This window comes from Roseivirga sp. (assembly GCF_034669765.1).
Taxonomy (GTDB): domain Bacteria; phylum Bacteroidota; class Bacteroidia; order Cytophagales; family Cyclobacteriaceae; genus Roseivirga.
Genome location: NZ_JAXMOQ010000009.1, coordinates 82033 through 102112 on the forward strand (window position 1 = coordinate 82033; position 20080 = coordinate 102112).

A 20080-nucleotide genomic window follows, 5' to 3' on the forward strand; every position below is an offset into this window, starting at 1 on the left:
TCAGCTTTTAGAACTCTCTTAAATAATTCATGATATTAAGGGCTTAATACATGATGGCTGTTAATAAATTAATGAAAAAGCTAGTATACATAATTACCTTTCTACTATTGATTACTGGCTACAGTAAGGCTCAAATGGTTATTAAAGGGAAAGTTATAGCTTCAGATGATGAATTGCCATTGCGCTTTGTGAGCATTCAAGCAAAAGAAACTGACAAAAAAACACTAACAACTATTGATGGTGATTTTGAAATTGAGGTTGAACTCGGACAAACACTTATTTTTAAATTCGTTGGGTTAGTCGAAAGGGAAGTTCAAATTACTGAAGACAAATTTTATCTAATTGAGCTCAAACCATATATCATTCAAGATGATTTTGGCCAGAATCGTATTCATTTTGATGCAGGATATGATCTGAAGAACAGGTTTGTTATAGGAAAGCTTAGCTACGTTTCAGACCAAATTGGGTGGTTTTCAATCCGAACTTCAGTCGTAAAAAACCTTACTAGCCAAGCTGATTTTCTCGACTCAAAAATAGAAGCTTCCAATCTTATCTACTCATATCCTAACATAAGCATTGGCACTACATTTCGATACCAAAAAATCTCTTTCCAAGAGTACAGTTTCAAAAATTCCACATTCTCATTTCAACCAAAATTGAGATATTTTGATGGTAACATTGGGTTTGGAGTTAGTAATCATGATTTAAATTCCAAGAAGACTTTTGGAATCCTTCTTGGGGCAAGAAAAGAAATTAGAGTTGGCTCATATCACTACATCCCTCTTGAGTTCTCTTCAACCTTTTGGGGTAAAAACGTAGAATTTAATGCTTCATTAAAATATAAAGTCCTAAGATATTTTGAGCTTGGATTGAGCTATCAGCATTATCGAAGCTTTGATTCGTTAATAGCAACAGTTGGAAGCTCAATCAGATTATGGAAACGGGCTAAAAACGAATACTAAACCTCAGCCGCCACTTTCTTATTGTAATTATCAATGGCTACAAAGTAATCTGGATCTTCCACCACATTCACATCGCAAATTTCTTCGGCACGTTTAATTAGCGCTAAGCAATCTTTACTTAAATGACGCAAGTGGATGGTTTTTCCTTCTTTCTGATACCTTTCTGCCAATTTGTTAATCGCCTCTATGGCAGATTGGTCAACAATTCTTGATTCAGCAAAGTCAATGACCACTTCATCTGGATCTTCTTTGATATCGAATTTGCTATTGAAAAGGCTGATAGAACCAAAGAACAACGGCCCGTAAATTTCATAGTGCTTAATACCATGCTCGTCAATTGATTTGCGGGCTCGAATGCGCAATGCGTTTTGCCATGCAAACACCAAGGCTGAAATGATTACCCCAGCAAATACGGCAATGGCCAAATCGAAAATTACAGTAAGCACTGTCACTAACAGAATCACGATGACATCGGCCTTTGGTACTTTGTTCCATACCTTAAAAGTTGACCAAGCAAATGTGCCAATGACCACCATAAACATTACGCCTACCAATGCTGCGATAGGCACCATTTCAATGTATTCGGAAGCAAAAAGGATAAAGCCTAACAAAGCCAATGCGGCTACAACGCCTGAAAGACGACCTCTACCACCAGATTTTACATTGATAATACTTTGACCGATCATGGCGCAACCGCCCATTCCACCAAAGAATCCATTGACCAAATTACCCAAGCCTTGCGCTACCGATTCACGGTTTCCGCTTCCACGGGTTTCAGTCAGTTCATCCAAAAGGTTAAGCGTCATCAATGACTCGATCAGGCCAATAGCGGCTAAGATGATCGCATAAGGTAAAATAAACGCTAGCGTGTCCCAGTTGAGGTCGATTACTGGCACATTAAAAGAAGGAAGTCCGGCTTTAATGCCATCGCCTCCACCAGCTTGAATAAAGCTCTTTACAGTTTCTGTTTCTACTCCTCCAAAAATCACAATCAGCGAAACCACCACAATGGCCACTAGTGCACCTGGAATATTTTTATTGATTTTGGGAAGGAATACCATAATGGCCATGGTCAATAGCGTCAGGCCAAGCATAATAAGTAAAGAAGAACCCGTTAGCCATTCTCCACCTATTTTAAACATGCCCAATTGCGACATAAAAATCACGATCGCCAAGCCGTTCACAAAGCCCATCATTACTGAATGAGGTACCATTCTGATGAACTTGCCCAGCTTTAGAAAGCCAGCAGACATTTGAATAATGCCTGTTAAGATCAAGGTAGCAAACAAGAACTGAAGGCCTTGCCCATCTCCCATAAGTTCACCTTCTGCCACCAATGAAACCATCACTACGGCCAAAGCACCAGTAGCGCCTGAAATCATTCCGGGTCTTCCACCAAAAATGGCAGTAATAATCCCCATCATAAAAGCGCCATAAAGCCCAACGATTGGAGAAATACCGGCTACAAAGGAAAATGCAACAGCCTCGGGTACAAGGGCCAAAGCCACCGTTAAGCCTGAAAAAATATCGCTTTTGGCACTGACTCTGTTTTTGTCAACAATTGAGAAGGTTTCTCTAAAATTCATATTCACTTTTCTAATAGGGCTGCAAAGGTAGGGCATTTCGTTAAGACAGAAAGACTTGCCTATGAATTGTTCATTCAACAGAAATTATGAATCCATTAAGTTTGCCTAATGATACAGTCTTGCCCCTGCAAAATTTCAGCAGAGTAACTAGAGTTTCAGAGAATGAAATTATCTTCGCGCATGGCAAAATTCAGGGGGAAAAGAAAAGTACTAGAACAAGTGAGAATCGAAGGCATTGCGGCAGAAGGAAAGTGCATTGCCCGTGTAAACGATGAAGTGCTTTTTGTGGAAGGCGTAGCGCCCGGTGATGTGGTAGATGTACTTGTGACCCGAAAGAAAAAGAACTTTATGGAAGGTAAGCCCCTTACTTTTCATGAATATTCAAAAGACAGGATAGAGCCTTTCTGTAAGCATTTTGGCATTTGTGGTGGCTGTAAATGGCAACACATTCCTTATGACATTCAACTAAAATACAAGCACCAGCAGGTGATTGATAATTTGGAGCGCATTGGCAAAATTCCTTTGCCTGAAATCAGCCCGATTTTAGGCTCTTCAAAAATCAAGTATTACCGAAACAAGCTAGAATACACTTTTTCGAACTGGAAATGGCTTACCAAAGAAGAAATTGCTACTGGTGAAGATGCAGACCGAAGAGCTTTGGGCTTCCACGTTCCTGGCAGTTTTGATAAAATATTAGACATTGAAACTTGTTATCACCAGCCTGATCCTTCCAACGAAATAAGGCTTTCGGTAAGAAAATATTGCCTTGAAAACGACTTGCCTTTCTTCGATTTAAAAAGAAGAACTGGAAACCTCAGAAACCTGATCATCAGAAATTCATCGCTGGACCAATGGATGGTCATTGTTCAGTTTGCCAGGGAGCATGAAAAGAATATGGGACTAATGGAGCACATCAAAACCGCCTTCCCTCATATTCATTCCCTACAATACGTGATCAACGACAAGGGCAACGAAACTTTCCATGACCTTGAGGTAATGCTTTATTATGGTGAAGCCCACATTACCGAAGCCATGGAAGATGTAAGGTTCAGGGTTGGGCCAAAATCGTTTTACCAAACCAACGCCTCCCAGGCTTATGAACTCTACAAAATCGCCAGAGACTTTGCTGGTTTAAAAGGTGACGAAGTTGTCTATGATTTATATACTGGCACCGGCACCATTGCCAACTTTATAGCCAAGGACGCAAAAAAGGTAATTGGTTTAGAATATGTAGAAGCAGCCATTGAAGATGCTAAAGTGAATTCAGAAATCAATGGAGTAACGAATACCGAGTTCTATGCTGGTGACATGAGAGAATTACTGAATGACGACTTTATGTCCAATCATGACAGGCCTGATGTGATCATCACCGACCCTCCACGCGCAGGAATGCATGAAGATGTAATTGGAATGCTGCTCAAAATTGAGGCTAAAAAGATTGTCTATGTAAGTTGTAACCCCGCCACACAAGCGCGTGACTTGGCTTTACTCGATGCAAAATATACCGTTAAAAAAGTGCAGCCCGTTGATATGTTTCCACAGACGCATCATGTGGAGAATGTGGTTTTGTTGGAATTGAAATGAGGGCTTTTCATGGGTGACTAAACCTTGATTAACCTTGAGAAACGATCAATCATCGTGTCTATATTTACTATATATCGACATGTTGGTTATATTGAATGTTCAAGGAAGCAGAAAACCATGAATGTCAGTTTGAGCAATAATCAAGAGAAATATATTGCCTCTCAAATTGAGGCGGGTGATTACCAAAATGCGAGTGAACTTATGCGTGATGCCCTTCGCATGGAAATCGAGAAGGGTTGGGAAGCGCCTGTCAGTGGCCGTAGTGTTCAGGACATAATCAAAGCAAAAACGCAATAAATAAAATACCTCCCCTCCTTAAGTCTCAACTTACCCTTTCCCCCAAGTATAACCCACCCCAAAATTATTTTTTATTAAAAACAGAAACATATCTGAAAAACAGCCGTACTTTTATTTAATATTAAAAATAGAAACTAATAGAAATATGAAAGGCTACTTAGGTGAATTCGAAGAGCTTGTTCTGCTTACCATTGCACACCTCGGTGAGGAGGCCTATGGAGTTGCTATCCTTGAAAATATTGCATCAAGAGCAAATAGGACACTAAGCCTTGGAGCGCTCCATTCTACACTCACCCGCCTAGAAGAAAAAGGACTTATCACTTCCTACTTAGGCGAACCCACTGCCACACGCGGTGGTAGAAGAAAGCGTTACTTTGAACTTCAACAGAAAGCCATCATCTCACTCAACGACATGAAGTCCTTAAGAGATGAGCTTTGGTCGGTGTCTAAAATTAACCTTTCACTTAAATGAATAAACCTCCACAATTAGCAGAAAAAATCTTCACAGCACTATGCGGTCAGGCAGCTGTTGAAGACTTACTGGGAGATTTAGAAGAGCTCTATCAGATCAATGCTGTGGAGCACGGAAAAGGCTATGCCAAGTGTTTCTATTGGCTACAAATGATAAGGCTGTCCTTTTCTTATGCGATTACAAAAAGGAAAAAACAACACAAAAATTCTCAACCACAAAACAACAACTCCATTGCCATGCTCAAAAGCTACTTTAAAATATCGTTTCGAAACATTATCAAACAGAAGAGTTTTACCTTTTTAAGTGTATTTGGCTTGGCATTAGGCATGTCCATTGCGCTTTTGGCCCTCACCATGATGGTCGAACTTAAGCAGTTCGATAAATTTCATGAGGATTCCTCAAAGATCTACCGAGTCACCACTGAAGTGACTGGTTTGGAAAGCACCAGCCGATTTGCATCTATACCAAGTGCTTTGGCCTACCTCTGTGATGACGCCCTCCCCTCGATCACCAATAAGGTTCATATTAACGATAAGTTCTTCCCTACAGTAAAAACCACCGGAGACCCATTCAGACTATCAGGTTATTTGACAGGGCCTGCGTTCCTTGATATGTTCTCGTTTCCCTTAATAGAAGGAAATAAAAGTGCCCTAAACATGCCTGGAAAAGTGATTATCACCTCCGAGTTAGCAGAAAAACTTTTCGGGCAAAAACCGGCCATGAATCAAATACTCAAGACTGAGAATTGGGGCAACTTAGAGGTAGCCGGTGTACTGGCGCCTTTTCCCAAAAACACGCATTTCACCTTTGACTTATTAGCAGCCATCCCGAGCAGCATATCAAACAATAAAAAATGGGACGATTTTCATGGTAATTTTTACTACTTCAAATCAGATAAATCAATCGCTTCTCTTGAAAAAGAGATCAATGCCCTTGGCAATACAGGCGCGTCCTTCTTCGAAGCGCAAAACACAGAAGCAAACTATCGAATACAATCCATTCTCGACATCAACCCAGGACCAGACCTCGATGATGAAGTAGGTTTGGTATTTGACAAAGCCGGACTGCTACTTTTCTTCGGAACAGCCCTTTTAATCTTATTGCCCGCCTGCATCAATTATGTAAATATGGCCATCGCGAGTGCGCTCAAAAGGTCAAAAGAAATTGGCATCAGAAAAGTAATGGGTGGGCAATCAGAGCAGATCATTCATCAATTTCTGGTTGAAACGATACTCATTTGCCTCATTGCTTTGGGCATCAGTACAATTTTCTTTTCCCTTATCAGAGATGAGTTTTTGTCATCACTAGTCGGGGCATCATCCCTCACTTTCGCATTAAACTTTAAACTCGTCTTCATCTTTATTCTTTTCGCCATCGGCACCGGACTACTTACAGGTTTGGTTCCTGCATTCTTTTATGCCAGAACAAGCCCAATTGCTGCATTAAGAAACACTATAGGTACCAACAAAGTATCTATTTCTGGAATCAGAAAAGGTTTGATGGTCTTTCAGTTTATGGTATCCTTAATTTTCATGATTGGCATTGGTGTATTGGTCAGGCAATATCAGCATACTCTCACTTATAACTTAGGCTTTCATAAAGAGAACATTTTGGTGGTGCCTATTGAATCCAGCCAAGCCGACCTTCTTAGAAATATATTTCTCTCTGATCCCGAAGTGAACGACATTAGCTTCTCATCGAGTATTCCAGGCACCCCATTGTCACGTTCAGTTTATTTTTATAGCCAAAACAAACTAGACTCCACTAGGGCCAGAGAAGTATTTATAGACCATCAGTTTATAGACCATATGGAAATTGAAATGGTTTGGGGCGATGGGACAATTTTGACCAATCAAATAGAGCAAATACTGGTGAATCAGAGCCTGATGACTAAGTTAAGCATCCTCAACCCATCCAAAAAAGACAGCCTTTTGAGTCAGTTTCAAAATGACCAGAAAGTTCAGATTGTCGGTGTGATCAAGGATTATAATCATGAGCCATTAAATGAAAGCATAGAGCCAATGGTCATGCGCCTTAGCAACTCTGGTCTAAACTATGCCCTACTTTCAATCACATCACAAAACTTACCCAAAACATTGAGTAGCCTAGAAAGTGGGTGGGAACAACTCTATCCTAACCAGCCCTTCAAAGCCACTTTTTTAGATACTGAAATTGAAAGCGCCTATGAATACTTTATGATTGGGTTGAAAATTTTCGGATTTCTAGCCCTCCTCGTAGTAACCATTTCCAGCCTTGGCCTACTTGGTATGGTCATCTATTCTACCGAGAATCGAACCAAAGAAGTGGCCATTAGAAAGGTTTTGGGTGCGGATGGCTTGAGCCTTTTAAAATCATTGTCCAGTATGTTCTTCAAAATGTGGGTTATCGCCTTAATCATAGCAGTACCCGCTGCCTACTTATTTTACGACTCAGTATTTGTGAGCATCTACAATAAATTCAGTGGTGGCGTAGGCTTTCTTGAAATACTCATTAGTTCAATGCTTACAGTTGGTATTGGTGCTTTGGCTATTCTTTGGCAAACGCAGAAGATCATGAGAACAAACCCCGTTCATAATCTAAGAAATGAGTAGCCGTTGGTGGTAATTTTGAAAAAACATTTCTTTAGAAATGCAAAAACCAATGAACTGACAGCGTAGTTCATTAGTTTAGGGAGTGAAATTTCTTTAGAAGCATTATGAACCAACTGATATTTAAGAACGGAGATGTATTAGAAGCCATCGGACTCGGAACTTGGAAGTCTGAACCGGGCGAAGTTTATCAAGCCGTTAGAACAGCCATAAAATTAGGTTATCGCCATATTGACTGCGCATGGATCTACCAAAACGAAGCCGAAATTGGAAATGCTTTTGCCGATGCCTTTTCCGAAGGTGATGTGAAGCGCGAAGACCTTTTTGTGACTTCTAAACTTTGGAATTCATTCCACGCTCCCGAAGATGTGGAACCTGCTTTACAAGAATCTTTGAAAGCCCTCCAATTAGACTATTTGGATCTGTACTTAATCCACTGGCCTATTGCCCATAAGAAAGAAGCCATCAACCCAAAAACTGCTGACGACTTTATTCCAATTGATGAAATGCCCATTGCCGATACTTGGAAAGCCATGGAAGCCTGTGTAGAGAAGGGTTTGGTAAAGCATATTGGCGTTTCAAACTTCAATATTCCTAAGTTGAAAAAACTAATGGAAACTGCCATCATTCAGCCAGAAATGAACCAAGTAGAGTCGCATCCTTATTTGGCTCAAAATGATTTATTGCATTTCTGCATTGACAACAACATTCATTACACCGCTTATTCTCCTTTAGGTTCTAAAGATCGAAGTGCCGGCATGAAGGGAGATGACGAGCCTGATATGTTTGAAAATGAAGTGGTGAAGAAAATCGCTGAAGCCCATAATGTCCATCCCGCTCAAATTTTAATCAAATGGGCGGAAGCCAGAGGTACTGCGGTAATTCCAAAATCGGTGAACCCAGAAAGGTTAAAGAAGAATTTGAAGTCGGCTAAAATTGAGTTGAGTTATGAAGAAATAGCCAAACTCAACAAGCTTGATAAAGGTTACCGATTCCTGAACGGTAAGTTTTGGGAACGTGAAGGCGGAAGTTACACCGCTGAAGGACTTTGGAATAACTAGTCTAGCTTAGCAAATATTTAAATTTTTGAAAACCAGCTTTGGAGACAAGGCTGGTTTTTTTGTTTTATTCTAAATGATGCACTTAAAGTGCATAACAAAATAGGTACTCACCGCAGGTAAGCACCAGTTATCGCAGTGGGCAAGTGAGCGTCAGTTGGGGACTAAAAAAAGAAACCTATAAACATTGCTACTATCATTACTAAGAATGAAAAACCAGAAAGCCAGTGAGTAAATAAAAGAAGCCTTAACTGACTCCTTAATTTAGCATCATGCGTTTGACCGATTATTCTTTTAACATTTGAAGAGTCTAGATTATAACTCCCAATTCTTTTAGCTCTTAACTCTCCATTACATCGCTTGTCCAAAACAGTCCATAGGACTCGAAAGGCTATATTGCTAACAAAAAATAAAGCGGCAGCAGCAATTATGTAATCCATAGTCTTAATTATTCTTCACTGGTCGAAGTGTCTCACTGCGACCACTTTCATTATCTAATATAAAAACCTTATTTCAATTTTACCTTTTTGATTTTTAAAGCTCGTGTGCTAGAAAAACTCCAGCCTAAATGATGCACTTAGAGCGCATAATAAATAGGTACTCACTGCAGGTAAGCAGCAACTACAGCAGCGGGTAATTGGGCGCAAGGGCATTGCTCATTATTGGATGTCTTCAGGTAATTCATCCCAACCTTCATCTGGCTGCACAATACTCTTATCCTTAACTTTAAGATCTGGACATAAGCGTCCAAATCTTCCATTGAATGCTTCAGGGAATTCCACAATATAAAACATACCTACCTTTGGCTCTTCTTCAAAGTATTTTGTTCTTAGAGAGCCATGGAATTCCTTTCCTGCAACTACGTATGAGAATATAGCTTCTGCGCCAGTCTTGAGCGGAAAATATATCTCTGTTATTTCCGCAATACCATAATTTTTGGGGAGAGATCGTAAGTAGTCTCTTCCAGCATAATAGGAAAGTATCACTATTAATATGAGAACTAGAAATAGCCAACTCTTTCTGCCATTCACCTTATTCATTTTACTTAATTTTTAAATCTCGTGTGCAAAAAAATCGCCTAAATGATGCCTCCCACTGGTCGAAGCGTCTCGGCTACGACCAAAACATATTCCTAATATAAAAGCTTATTTCAATTTTACCTTTTTGATTTTTAAATCCATCGCCATACAAGCTTAAGAGCTTCAATTGGTGGTACAGTGTTTGGCTTAATATGGTCTGAAATCAAATTTTATAAGACCATGAAAAATCTTAAAACACTTAGTTTATGCCTTACAATGGCCTTATCAGTGCTTTTTGTAGGCTGTTCAAAGGATTCTGATACCAACCCATCGGCTCCAACATTACCGCCTGAGTCCACAATCGCTCCAGATATGGGGAATTTCTCCTCAAATCAAGAATCGGGCGCTGCAAACTTAGAAGGGCAAGACCAATCGAACTTTGGCTTTGCTGCCTTAAATGTCATTTTCTGGCAGTCAATGCTTACTGTAGATTTAGCGATACCCGTTGCGGCCTATAAAGAAGCCTTCAACCATAATTTTGAATACCAGAATGATGAAGACCGATGGAAATCTGAATACTCAGTTGTTGTAGGTGACCAAACCATCACGGCCACTTTATATGCAGAAAAAACGGGAGCAAGTGCTTCGTGGAAAATGTACCTCTCTTCTGAAGGAAGATTTGAAGACTTCTTATGGTTCAGCGGAACTTCGCGCTTAGACAATACTAGCGGTGAATGGACTTTATTTAAAAGCCCTGAAGCACCACGAGAACTACTTCAAATTGACTGGGAAAAAGAGAGTGATGCTGAATTTAAGTTGACTTACAGCCTTAACGATACTCAATCAGATAAGGAAGGAAGTTATATTGAATATGGCTCTACGGATGAAGATGCTTACACCCATTTCTATGACGTTTCGATTGTAAGCACAACCGAAGAAGATTATGACGTTTCCATTCTGTTTAACAACGATACAAAAGTAGGGCGTGTTAAATCGGAAGCACATTTCAATAGCGGAGATTGGTTCTGCTGGAATGCAAACTTCCAAAACGAAGTTTGTGGAGGCTAACCCTTCCACGGGTCGTAGCCCCTCGCTGCGACCACATTAGTGAGCACTTAGCGTTAAGTGCTCACTCAGTTTCTAGGACATAAAAAAACCCCGACTAGTCGGGGTTCTGTAATCAAAAATCTATAATTTTTAACTATATTTTCTTGACATTCACAGCGTTAAGACCTTTACGACCTTCTGCTTTCTCGAATTCAACTTTGTCATCTTTGTCAATGGCATCGATTGTACCAGAAACGTGAATGAAAATTTCTTCGCCTGTTGCGTCATCAACAACAAAGCCGAAGCCTTTGTCATTGTTGAAGAATTTTACTACTCCTGTATTCATTGTAAATTGTAATAAGTAATTAATAATTTTATTTGTATTACGACAAATGTAGCCATTAGTTATGAAATCCAATAAAACAGGCAATAAAAAACTGTATATCATCCGACATGCCAAATCTAGTTGGGGAAATGCGCATCTATCTGATTTTGAGCGACCTTTAAATCATCGTGGTGAAAATGATGCGCCAGATATGGGGCAAAGACTGGCCATGAAAGGCGTCAAACCATCGCTTATAATATCCTCTCCTGCCAACAGGGCATTAACGACAGCCAAAGTGATTTCTCCTAAAATCGGTTACACTGTCACCGACATTATGGAAGAAGAAAGGCTTTATCATGCGTCTACCGGAACTATAAAAACGCTCTTAAGCCGAGTGGATGATGAACACGATTCAATCATGATTTTTGGCCATAATCCAGGGTTAACTTACTTGATCAACGAAATCAGTGATTTTGATTTAGACAATCTACCCACCTCTGCGGTCTGTGGTATTGAATTCCAAATGGAAAGCTGGAAAGATATTCAAACCACCCGAGGTCATCAATTCTATTACGATTACCCGAAATCGCAATAATGATCTTCTCTTATAAAACGGGTCGCTCCTACGGAGCTTAATTATCTGCTCATTTGATATTAAGCTACAAACGGTAAGTCCCGCTGGGACTAGAGTAGTTTGTATTCTCGAATCTATGAATTCAAGCCTGCCAGAGAGTAAAGGCTACACATTTAAAATGCATAAACCCAGTTAAAAGCATCCATGATTTTAAGGAAACGAACCTCGTAGAGGTGACCTGTTTGTAACATAACCCACTAATACCCATAAACCCCATCGGGGCGGCCCGTTAAACCTGTTAGTCAAAGCATACCCTAGTTCCAAAAATTCAATCTTGCCTGAGGGTAAAGCCAATCCATTAAATCTTGATAATACAATAGTTAACCTATTTCAGGACGATGTGATTTGCGCTTTCTCCATTACAGCTTCAGCAATCTTTCAAAATCAAACTTCTCGATTCTTTTAGCTTTACGCCCTCATTTTAATTCCTATTGCATAAACCTCATTAAAAGCAACCATAATTTCCAAGGAACCCAACCTCGTAGAGGTGACCTGATTGTAGAATAACCGCTAACGAACAAACCTTAAGCCCCATCGGGGCGACCCGTAAATTGCTGTTAAAGCATCTCTAGTTCAGGGAAAATAATGCATAGATACCGCTTCATTATCAAGGCAGAAAGAGCGCTTAAAACCACAATCACGCCTTTCTTTCCCTGAGCTCCTAGGCTTCGGAGAAGGCTCTAAATTTTAAACACCAACTAAATCACAAAACCTGCTTCAGAAGTTGGATGTAAAACTCAATACCCTCTTCGATTTCATGGATGAAAACGAATTCATCGGCTGTATGTGATCGTGCAGAATCGCCAACACCGAGCTTTAATGAAGGATAAGGCATCAACGCTTGATCGGACATTGTTGGAGAGCCATAAGTTCTTCTCCCCAGAGCAATTCCCGCCTGAACAATTGGATGGTCCACTGGAATGGAGGAAGGGTTCAGCCTGGTCGACCTTGGTTCCACCTTGGATTTGACATTCGCTCTGACAATTTCCAGAATTTGGGTGTTCGAATAACAATCCGTACTACGCACGTCCACCACAAACTTGCATTCATCTGGCACTACGTTGTGCTGCTGACCTGCATTAATCATTGTCACCGACATTTGCACTGGCCCCAAGGTTTTCGAAACTTCGTTAAAGCTATAGGTACGGAACCATTCAAGATCCTTCATGGCTTTGTAAATGGCGTTCTCCCCCTCGTTTCTGGCTGCATGGCCTGATTTCCCCGTAGCCACGCAATCCAACACCATCAATCCTTTTTCTGCGATTGCCAAATCAAGCAAAGTAGGCTCACCTACAATGGCGAAATCAATATCACCCAGTTCTTCTAGAATACTTTCCACCCCATTCTTCCCAGAAATTTCTTCTTCGGCCGAAGCCGCCAAAATCAAATTATATTTTAAGTCAGGCTGATTATAGAAATTCAGAAAACAAGCCATGAGAGAAACCAGACTCGCTCCAGCATCATTGCTTCCTAATCCGTAAAGCTTACCGTCTTTTACCTCAGGAGAAAATGGATCTTTGGTGTAGCCCACATTCGGTTTTACCGTGTCGTGATGCGAGTTGAGCAGAATGGTAGGTTTCCCTGCATCGAAATGTAAGTTCTTCACCCAAATGTTGTTGCCTTTTCTTTGGGTTGAAATTCCTTTATCCTGAAAAAAGGTTTGGATCAAATCAGCCGTTTTATCCTCTTCTTTACTCAAAGAGGGAATAGCAATAAGCTGCTTTAGTAAATCGAGTGCTTCGTTGAATAACTGCATTTTAATTGCTGATTAGGGTTCCAGATTGATCATTGGCCAAGGCTGGTAAGTTTTCAAAAGAACCAATTCTTACCGATTTAGTGCCATGCGTCAATGCCAATAAAGCGCAATCCATTTTGGGAAGCATTCCTTCATTGATCACTCCTCGTTCTTTCAAACCAGCCACTTCATCTCTTCTAATTTCTGCGATCACCACTTTGTTTTCAAAATCAGAAAGCACACCAGGTTGCTCGAAGCAGTAAATCAATTTCACTTCAAATTGCTGGGCTAAAGCAGCTGCCACCGAAGCCGCAATGGTATCGGCATTCGTATTCAGCATATGACCTTTACCATCATGGGTCAAAGGCGCCAAAATCGGAACAAGCCCCGAATCGATAAGTTTTTTGAGGATCTCAGTATTGATATTTTCTGGCTTCACATCGCCCACAAATCCATAATCAATGGCTCCAACGGGTCTTTTTGTGGCTGGAATTACATTGGCATCCGCACCAGTGAGGCCAATAGCGTTTACCTTCAAGGCTTGAAGTTTACTAACAATCCGCTTGCTCACCAAGCCACCATAAACCATGGTCACCAAGTCGATGGTTTCCGCATCGGTGATTCTTCGTCCGTCAATCATTTTGGGTTCAACGCCTAACTTCTTACCAAAGTCGGAAGCAATTTTTCCACCACCGTGAATTAGAATTTTCTCTCCTTCTAAAGTTGAAAACGATTTTAGAAAGGCATCCAAAGCCGATGATTCATCAATGACCTTTCCACCAATTTTAACAATGGTAAGCTTTTTCATATTCAATAAATCTGGGGCATTAACAATTCATGAAACACCGCTTGAGCAGCGTAAACTCTGTTCTCCGCCTGTTCTAAATGAATAGCATTTGGGCCATCCAAAATTTCGTCTTTAATCACCAAACCTCTTCTCACAGGCAAACAGTGCATCACTTTTGCGTTATCAGTCAATTTCAATTGCTTCGAACCAAAAGTCCAGATTTCATCTTGAGACAAAATTTGTCCATAGTCATCATAGGACGACCAGTTCTTTACATACACAAAATCGGCATCTTTAAGCGCCTCTGCTTGGTCATGGAAAACAGGAACACCTTGACGAAACTCCTCCGCTAAATCATAACCTTCTGGATTGGCAATACTGAAATCAACTTCAGCTTTTCCCATCCATTCCGCAAAAGAATTGGGAACGGCTTGCGGCAAAGCCTTTACATGGGGCGCCCAAGTCAGCACTACTTTGGGTTTGCGCATTGCTGTCCATTGCTCTTTGATCGTAATTAAATCGGCCAAACTCTGTAATGGATGTCTGGTGCCACTTTCTAAACTCACAATCGGCACGCCCGCATATTTGATAAAGGCATTCAGCAATTTTTCTGAATAGTCTGCTTCTTTCGATTTCAGTTCAGGAAAAGTACGCACGCCTAACACATCGAAATAACGTCCCATCACGGCTGCAGCTTCCTTAATGTGTTCGGCCTTATCTCCATTCATCACCACGCCATCTTCGAACTCTAATGCCCAACCATCTTTCCCGATATCTAGCACAATGGCTTGTGCTCCTAAATTTTGAGCCGCCACTTGTGAACTTAAGCGTGTCCTCAAACTAGGATTGAAGAAAATCAAACCGATTCTTTTGCCCTCGGCCAGTTTGATTTGAAAAGGGTTTGACTTTAATGACAAAGCCTTTTCAACCAATGCGTTAATGTTTTGTACGTCTTTTACTGAAGTGAAATTTTTCATTCTTTCTAATTCGTCACAGAAATGAATTTCTGGATTTTGGGAGCGTCTTTCTGACCCCTCTATTTATTTAATTCTATACTTAATGCGGCTAAAAACTGATCCAGTTCGGCCTTGCTAATGTTCAGCGGTGGTAATATTCGAATCGTGTTTTTATTGGAAGCCGAACCCGTGAAAATACCATATTCAAAAATCAATGCTTTGCGCAAAGCGGCCACATCAAAATCAAATTCGGCACCGATCATTAAGCCCTTTCCTCGGACTTCTTTCACTTCTTTAATTTTCTTCAATTCGGTTTCAAGGTAAGCGCCCATTTCAGCAGTATTCTTTAACAAGTGCTCTTCTTCTATCACTTCTAAAACTGCTAGCGAAGCTGCACAAGCCAAATGATTTCCTCCGAAAGTGGTGCCTAACATGCCATGCCAAGGCTCAATTTCCGGTGAAATCAAAACACAGCCGACTGGAAAACCATTGCCCATTCCTTTTGCCATGGTAATAATATCGGCCCTTACTATAGAATGCTGGTGCGCGAAAAACTTACCTGTTCTTCCAGCCCCCGACTGTACCTCATCCAAAATCAGAACGGCCTCATACTTATCACACAATTCTCGGGCTTTCGCCAAAAAGGCATCGTTTGGTGTATAAAGACCCGCAACGCCTTGAATTCCTTCAATAATTACGCCTGCTACCTCATCATCAAAAGCTTCAGTCAATGCTTTCAAATCGTTCAAAGGCACAAAAACCACATCGTGACCGTTGTTGAATGGCGCTACGATTTTAGGATTGTCCGTTGCGGCAACCGCTCCAGAAGTTCTGCCATGAAAGGCATTTTCCACAGCAATAATTTTACGATTTCCAGTATGAAAGGACGCCAGTTTTAATGCATTTTCATTGGCTTCGGCACCAGAGCTACACATGAAAAATTGGTAGTCGTAGTAGCCGGAAATTCGGCCCATTGCTTCGGCCAATTCTTCTTGAAGTGAATTTTGAACCGCATTGGAATAAAAACCAATTTTCGACAATTGATCTGTGATTCGTTTCACATAATGCGGATGGGTATGCCCTATCGAAATCACAGCATGCCCCCCGTATAAATCCAAATACTCTTTCCCTTCCTTATCCCAAAGTTTAGCTCCAAGCGCACGCACTGGCTCAATTGGGTAAAGGGGATAAACATCAAATAATTTCATAGTTATCAATTAAAAAGCACTTGGTTTTAGGTTTAAACCTAGTTTTTCAGACAAACCAAACATCAAATTCATGTTCTGAACGGCCTGACCACTAGCACCTTTTAGTAGGTTATCAATGGCAGAATGGATTACCAAATAGCTGCCATGTTTTTCAAGATGAAGCACACATTTATTGGTATTCACCACTTGCTTCACATCAATGGCCACATCGCTTACCCAAGTAAACGGATGGTCTTCATAATATTCTTTATACACTTGAATGGCTTCTTCCAATGGCCACTCGCAATGCTGGTAAGCCGTCACAAAAATGCCCCTGGTGAAGTTCCCTCTATAAGGCACAAAATTGATCGGTTTATCGAACCAAGGCTGAAGCTGTTGAAGGCTTTTCGCTGTCTCCTCCATGTGTTGGTGGGTGAAGACTTTGTAAGCCGAAACATTACTGTCGCGCCAGCTAAAATGGGTACTGGCTGAAGGTTGAACTCCCGCACCTGTTGAGCCAGTCATGCCCGAAAGGTGCACCTCTCTCAACATTCCGTTATAGGCCAATGGCAGCAATGCCAACTGAATGGCCGTGGCAAAACAACCAGGGTTCGCCAAGAAACGGGCCTTTCTAATTTCATCACGATTGAGCTCTGGCAAGCCATAAACGGCCTCATTACTCATTCTGAAATCATGACTCAAGTCAATAATTTTCACAGTATCTGGTACTTGGTTCTCCTTCATAAATTCTGAAGAAGCGCCATGCCCCATGCAAAGGAAAAGCAGGTCAATATCGAAATGTACCTGATCCGTGAAACTGAGTTCAGAGTCTCCTAAAAGATCAGTATGTACATTGTGAATAGGCAAACCCACCTGACTTCGGCTATGCGCAAAACTGACTTCTACTTCAGGGTGATGAATCAGTAAACGCAGCAACTCACCTCCAGTGTAGCCTGCTGCTCCAACTATTCCTGCTCTAATCATTTCCTTGATTTACTTGGTGGTAAATGGCACTTTGGTTACCGAAAATCTTTGCGAAGCCTTTTACGTCATCGCCCGTCCAAGCATTGTTCATTTCTCCGTAGTTGCCAAATTTGGCCGACATTAAATCGTGCTCTGACTCAATACCAATGAGTTGATAACGGTAAGGCAGAAGCTTGAAAAATGCTTTCCCCGTCACAAATTTCTGACTGCTTTCCATCATGGTTTCTAAATCGCGCATTACTGGGTCCATAAACTGTCCTTCGTGCAGCCAGTTGCCATAAAAAGCAGCCACTTGGTCTTTCCAGTAAATCTGCCATTTGGTCAAGATATGTTTTTCTAAGGCCTGATGTGCCTTAATCGTAAGAATGGCAGCCGAAGCTTCAAAACCAACCCTTCCTTTGATGCCAATAATAGTGTCGCCCACATGGATATCGCGACCAATACCAAACGGAGCAGCGATTTTCTCCAAAGCCTGAATGGCTTCATAAGAATGCGTAAACTCTGTTCCGTTTATCGATTTCAACTCACCTTTAACAAAGCCCAGCTCCAAATCCTCTTCAACCGTTTTGGTTACTTGAGTTGGCCAAGCTTCTTCAGGTAAATAACCTTTAGAACTCAATGTTTCCTTTCCACCAACGGATGTTCCCCAAAGGCCTTTATTGATTGAGTAAGCAGATTTTGAAAAGTCCATATCTACACCTTTCGATTGTAAATAAGCGATCTCCTCTTCCCTCGAAAGCCTCATATCTCGAATAGGCGTGATGATCTCTGCATCGGGCAGATAGGTTTGGAAAATCATATCGAAGCGCACTTGGTCGTTTCCGGCACCAGTGCTTCCGTGCGCGATATATTCTGGATTCAGCGTTTTGGCATATTTGGCAATGGCCATAGCCTGGCTTACCCTTTCGGCACTTACAGAAAGCGGATAAGTACTGTTTTTCAGCACGTTACCAAAAATCAAATACTTAATAACGCTTGAATAATAGTTCGAAGTTTCTTCGATCGTTTTATGGCTGGTCACGCCCATTGCATAGGCGCGCTTTTCTACTTCGTCTAGTTCCCGCTGAGAAAAACCACCCGTATTTACCAATACAGAGTGAATTTCTAAACCACGTTCTTCACTTAAATATTTTACACAATAAGAGGTGTCGAGCCCTCCACTATAGGCTAAAACTACTTTCTTCTTATTCATCATTTTTCCTTCTTTTGGCTTCTGCCTTCAACAAAATATTCTTCTTAAAATTTACCCAACGTTCGAACAAGTTGAAATCCTTGTCCAACTCGCGCTCCACCCATTGTGTTCTTTTAGGCTTTACATTCTTCTCCCATTCCGGATTGAACAGCATGGCAGTACAAATACAATTTGACCTGTTTTTGGACTTTAGTATCTCGTAGTTCACACAGCTTTGGCAGCCCTTCCAGAAATCCTCGTCTTGGGTCAATTCAGAATACACCACGGGTTTATAACCCAATTCGGAGTTGATTTTCAACACCGCTGCACCTGTAGTAAGCCCGAAGATTTTTGCCGTTGGGTATTTCTTCCTCGACAACCTAAACACGGCTGCCTTAATACGTTTTGACAAACCTAATCCACGAAATTGATTTGCTACGATCAGTCCAGAGTTGGCCACGAACTTCTCATGACTCCACACCTCGATGTAGCAGAAACCTGCCCACTCGCCCGCTTCGGTGACCGCCACAACAGCTTTGCCTTCACGCATTTTTAGGGCTACATATTCGGGAGTTCTTCGCGCAATTCCAGTGCCTCTAATTTTGGCTGAATTAGCAATTTCTTCTATAATATCGTCTGTAAAGCGGGTATCTTCTTCTGTGGCTACCCTAATTATGAACTTTGTTGATTCCATTTTCACTATTAATTCTGGATCGAGAAAACGACTTAATGTTTTCAGAAATCCTTAAAGGAATTATGATTTAAAATTTAGAAAAGAATATAGGTAATATTGGGGACTTGACTACCGCATAGGTAGTCTGTATATATGAGGCGACTAGCGCCTAAAAAACTTAGGTGTATACACAGCAACCTCAGACACGGGGAGTGTCATGCTTATGGCTGATGATATGTTCGCTTCGTTCTTCATTCTGAAATGAGGGACAAAGGAAATCAAAAGTTTGGAATGAACAACGGTTTTATTCAGTAATTTAAAAAATAGAACAGGCTCTATTGACTTTAAATCAATTAAGCACTCAATTTTCCGTAACCAGCTGGTGGCTTGCGATAAGCATAATAACTCATTACTTCTTCAATGGCCTGACGCATTGCTTGATTAATTGGCATCATTCTGGTGCCTAATTCTGTATCGATGCTGCGGAGCCTAAAATAGTAATCACTCATCATTGGTGAAGGAATGCCAGCTTCCATTTCCTCTTCAATCTTAGCAATCGTATCAGCTTGACCTGCTTTCATGAGTTTACAGGTAATGAGTTGAGCCTTCCCATTTTTATCGCGTGTAGCGGAAAAACCAAATAGGCGACAAATCAAACCACGGTAAGCATATTGTGAACAACCACCCTTGTCTAGAGAATCTTTTACGGGGTTGAAGAGTGTACACATGGAACTTTCGTTTGCCAACAGATTTTGATAAACTTCATCTATGTGTTTGGTCAGAAAGAGATGAAAGGCATAAGGAAGAAACTCTAAAGGAGTAGCTTCGATATCGGCTTTGAAGCAGCACTTTCCACAGCCAGAAACACAATGAAGCCCACTTCTATCGCGAAGTGTATTCATTTCTTGGTCTAAGGCGGCAAAAATCTTTTCTACCGATTTTACTTTTCTGACGATTGACATAAGGGCTGCGAAGGTAGTGGAGAAAAGCATCGAGTTTACATTTCTCGCAAGAT

20 protein-coding genes are annotated in these 20080 nt (G+C 41.0%); 8 read left to right on the forward strand and 12 right to left on the reverse strand.

The features are described from left to right. Positions 1-50: 50 nt before the first annotated feature. A complete protein-coding gene (locus VOI17_RS16400; protein ID WP_323758310.1) occupies positions 51-962 on the forward strand; it encodes a carboxypeptidase-like regulatory domain-containing protein in 912 nt (303 codons plus the stop codon). Here the strand turns inward: VOI17_RS16400 and VOI17_RS16405 are convergent. Beyond that, complete coding sequence (locus tag VOI17_RS16405) at positions 959-2548, reverse strand: SulP family inorganic anion transporter (protein ID WP_323758311.1); 1590 nt, start codon at positions 2546-2548, stop codon at positions 959-961. The genes VOI17_RS16400 and VOI17_RS16405 overlap by 4 nt on opposite strands. Before the next feature lie 162 nt (positions 2549-2710). Between VOI17_RS16405 and rlmD the strand changes: the two genes are divergently transcribed. The 5 genes from rlmD (at position 2711) to VOI17_RS16430 (ending at position 8550) form a co-directional block, all read left to right on the forward strand. Continuing rightward, positions 2711-4132, forward strand: a complete 1422-nt coding sequence (gene rlmD, locus VOI17_RS16410; protein ID WP_323758312.1) for a 23S rRNA (uracil(1939)-C(5))-methyltransferase RlmD — start codon at positions 2711-2713, stop codon at positions 4130-4132. 117 nt (positions 4133-4249) lie between these two features. Continuing rightward, entirely contained in the window at positions 4250-4429 is a 180-nt protein-coding gene (locus VOI17_RS16415; RefSeq protein ID WP_323758313.1) for a ribbon-helix-helix domain-containing protein, read from the forward strand. Positions 4430-4574: 145 nt separating this feature from the next. Beyond that, positions 4575-4901, forward strand: a complete 327-nt coding sequence (locus VOI17_RS16420) for a PadR family transcriptional regulator (protein ID WP_323758314.1) — start codon at positions 4575-4577, stop codon at positions 4899-4901. Continuing rightward, positions 4898-7492: an FtsX-like permease family protein gene (locus tag VOI17_RS16425; RefSeq protein WP_323758315.1), complete on the forward strand. Its 2595-nt coding sequence runs from the start codon at positions 4898-4900 to the stop codon at positions 7490-7492. Before VOI17_RS16420 ends, VOI17_RS16425 begins: the two co-directional genes overlap by 4 nt. A gap of 104 nt (positions 7493-7596) precedes the next feature. Then, positions 7597-8550 (forward strand): aldo/keto reductase, encoded by a 954-nt coding sequence (locus VOI17_RS16430; protein ID WP_323758316.1) that lies wholly within the window; start codon positions 7597-7599, stop codon positions 8548-8550. A 161-nt stretch (positions 8551-8711) separates the two neighbouring features. Here the strand turns inward: VOI17_RS16430 and VOI17_RS16435 are convergent, their stop codons facing one another. Next, positions 8712-8987, reverse strand: coding sequence for a hypothetical protein (locus tag VOI17_RS16435; RefSeq protein ID WP_323758317.1), 276 nt, complete (start codon positions 8985-8987; stop codon positions 8712-8714). Positions 8988-9206: 219 nt separating this feature from the next. Further along, positions 9207-9587, reverse strand: coding sequence for a hypothetical protein (locus tag VOI17_RS16440; RefSeq protein ID WP_323758318.1), 381 nt, complete (start codon positions 9585-9587; stop codon positions 9207-9209). Between the two features lie 219 nt (positions 9588-9806). On the opposite strand from VOI17_RS16440, the gene VOI17_RS16445 reads away from it, so the two are divergent. Further along, positions 9807-10634, forward strand: coding sequence for a hypothetical protein (locus tag VOI17_RS16445; RefSeq protein ID WP_323758319.1), 828 nt, complete (start codon positions 9807-9809; stop codon positions 10632-10634). A gap of 133 nt (positions 10635-10767) precedes the next feature. Here the strand turns inward: VOI17_RS16445 and VOI17_RS16450 are convergent, their stop codons facing one another. Continuing rightward, positions 10768-10959 (reverse strand): cold-shock protein, encoded by a 192-nt coding sequence (locus tag VOI17_RS16450; protein ID WP_068418728.1) that lies wholly within the window; start codon positions 10957-10959, stop codon positions 10768-10770. Positions 10960-11020: 61 nt separating this feature from the next. On the opposite strand from VOI17_RS16450, the gene VOI17_RS16455 reads away from it, so the two are divergent. Beyond that, on the forward strand, positions 11021-11533 hold the full coding sequence (locus VOI17_RS16455; protein ID WP_323758320.1) for a SixA phosphatase family protein: 513 nt from the start codon (positions 11021-11023) through the stop codon (positions 11531-11533). 742 nt (positions 11534-12275) lie between these two features. Here the strand turns inward: VOI17_RS16455 and VOI17_RS16460 are convergent. The 8 genes from VOI17_RS16460 to VOI17_RS16495 all read right to left on the reverse strand — a co-directional run bounded on the left by VOI17_RS16460 (position 12276) and on the right by VOI17_RS16495 (position 20057). Continuing rightward, the gene (locus tag VOI17_RS16460) at positions 12276-13328 is read right to left on the reverse strand and encodes a M20 family metallo-hydrolase (protein WP_323758321.1); all 1053 of its coding nucleotides are present in this window, start codon (positions 13326-13328) and stop codon (positions 12276-12278) included. Position 13329: 1 nt separating this feature from the next. Then, positions 13330-14115: an acetylglutamate kinase gene (gene argB, locus VOI17_RS16465; protein ID WP_323758322.1), complete on the reverse strand. Its 786-nt coding sequence runs from the start codon at positions 14113-14115 to the stop codon at positions 13330-13332. 2 nt (positions 14116-14117) lie between these two features. Then, on the reverse strand, positions 14118-15071 hold the full coding sequence (locus VOI17_RS16470) for an N-acetylornithine carbamoyltransferase (RefSeq protein WP_323758323.1): 954 nt from the start codon (positions 15069-15071) through the stop codon (positions 14118-14120). 59 nt (positions 15072-15130) lie between these two features. After that, positions 15131-16258: an aspartate aminotransferase family protein gene (locus tag VOI17_RS16475; RefSeq protein ID WP_323758324.1), complete on the reverse strand. Its 1128-nt coding sequence runs from the start codon at positions 16256-16258 to the stop codon at positions 15131-15133. Between the two features lie 9 nt (positions 16259-16267). After that, the gene (argC, locus tag VOI17_RS16480; protein WP_323758325.1) at positions 16268-17221 is read right to left on the reverse strand and encodes an N-acetyl-gamma-glutamyl-phosphate reductase; all 954 of its coding nucleotides are present in this window, start codon (positions 17219-17221) and stop codon (positions 16268-16270) included. Further along, on the reverse strand, positions 17214-18416 hold the full coding sequence (locus VOI17_RS16485; protein ID WP_323758326.1) for an argininosuccinate synthase: 1203 nt from the start codon (positions 18414-18416) through the stop codon (positions 17214-17216). Before VOI17_RS16485 ends, argC begins: the two co-directional genes overlap by 8 nt. Continuing rightward, positions 18406-19086, reverse strand: coding sequence for a GNAT family N-acetyltransferase (locus VOI17_RS16490; protein ID WP_323758327.1), 681 nt, complete (start codon positions 19084-19086; stop codon positions 18406-18408). Before VOI17_RS16490 ends, VOI17_RS16485 begins: the two co-directional genes overlap by 11 nt. A gap of 332 nt (positions 19087-19418) precedes the next feature. Then, on the reverse strand, positions 19419-20057 hold the full coding sequence (locus VOI17_RS16495) for a YkgJ family cysteine cluster protein (RefSeq protein ID WP_323758328.1): 639 nt from the start codon (positions 20055-20057) through the stop codon (positions 19419-19421). Between the last annotated feature and the right edge of the window lie 23 nt (positions 20058-20080).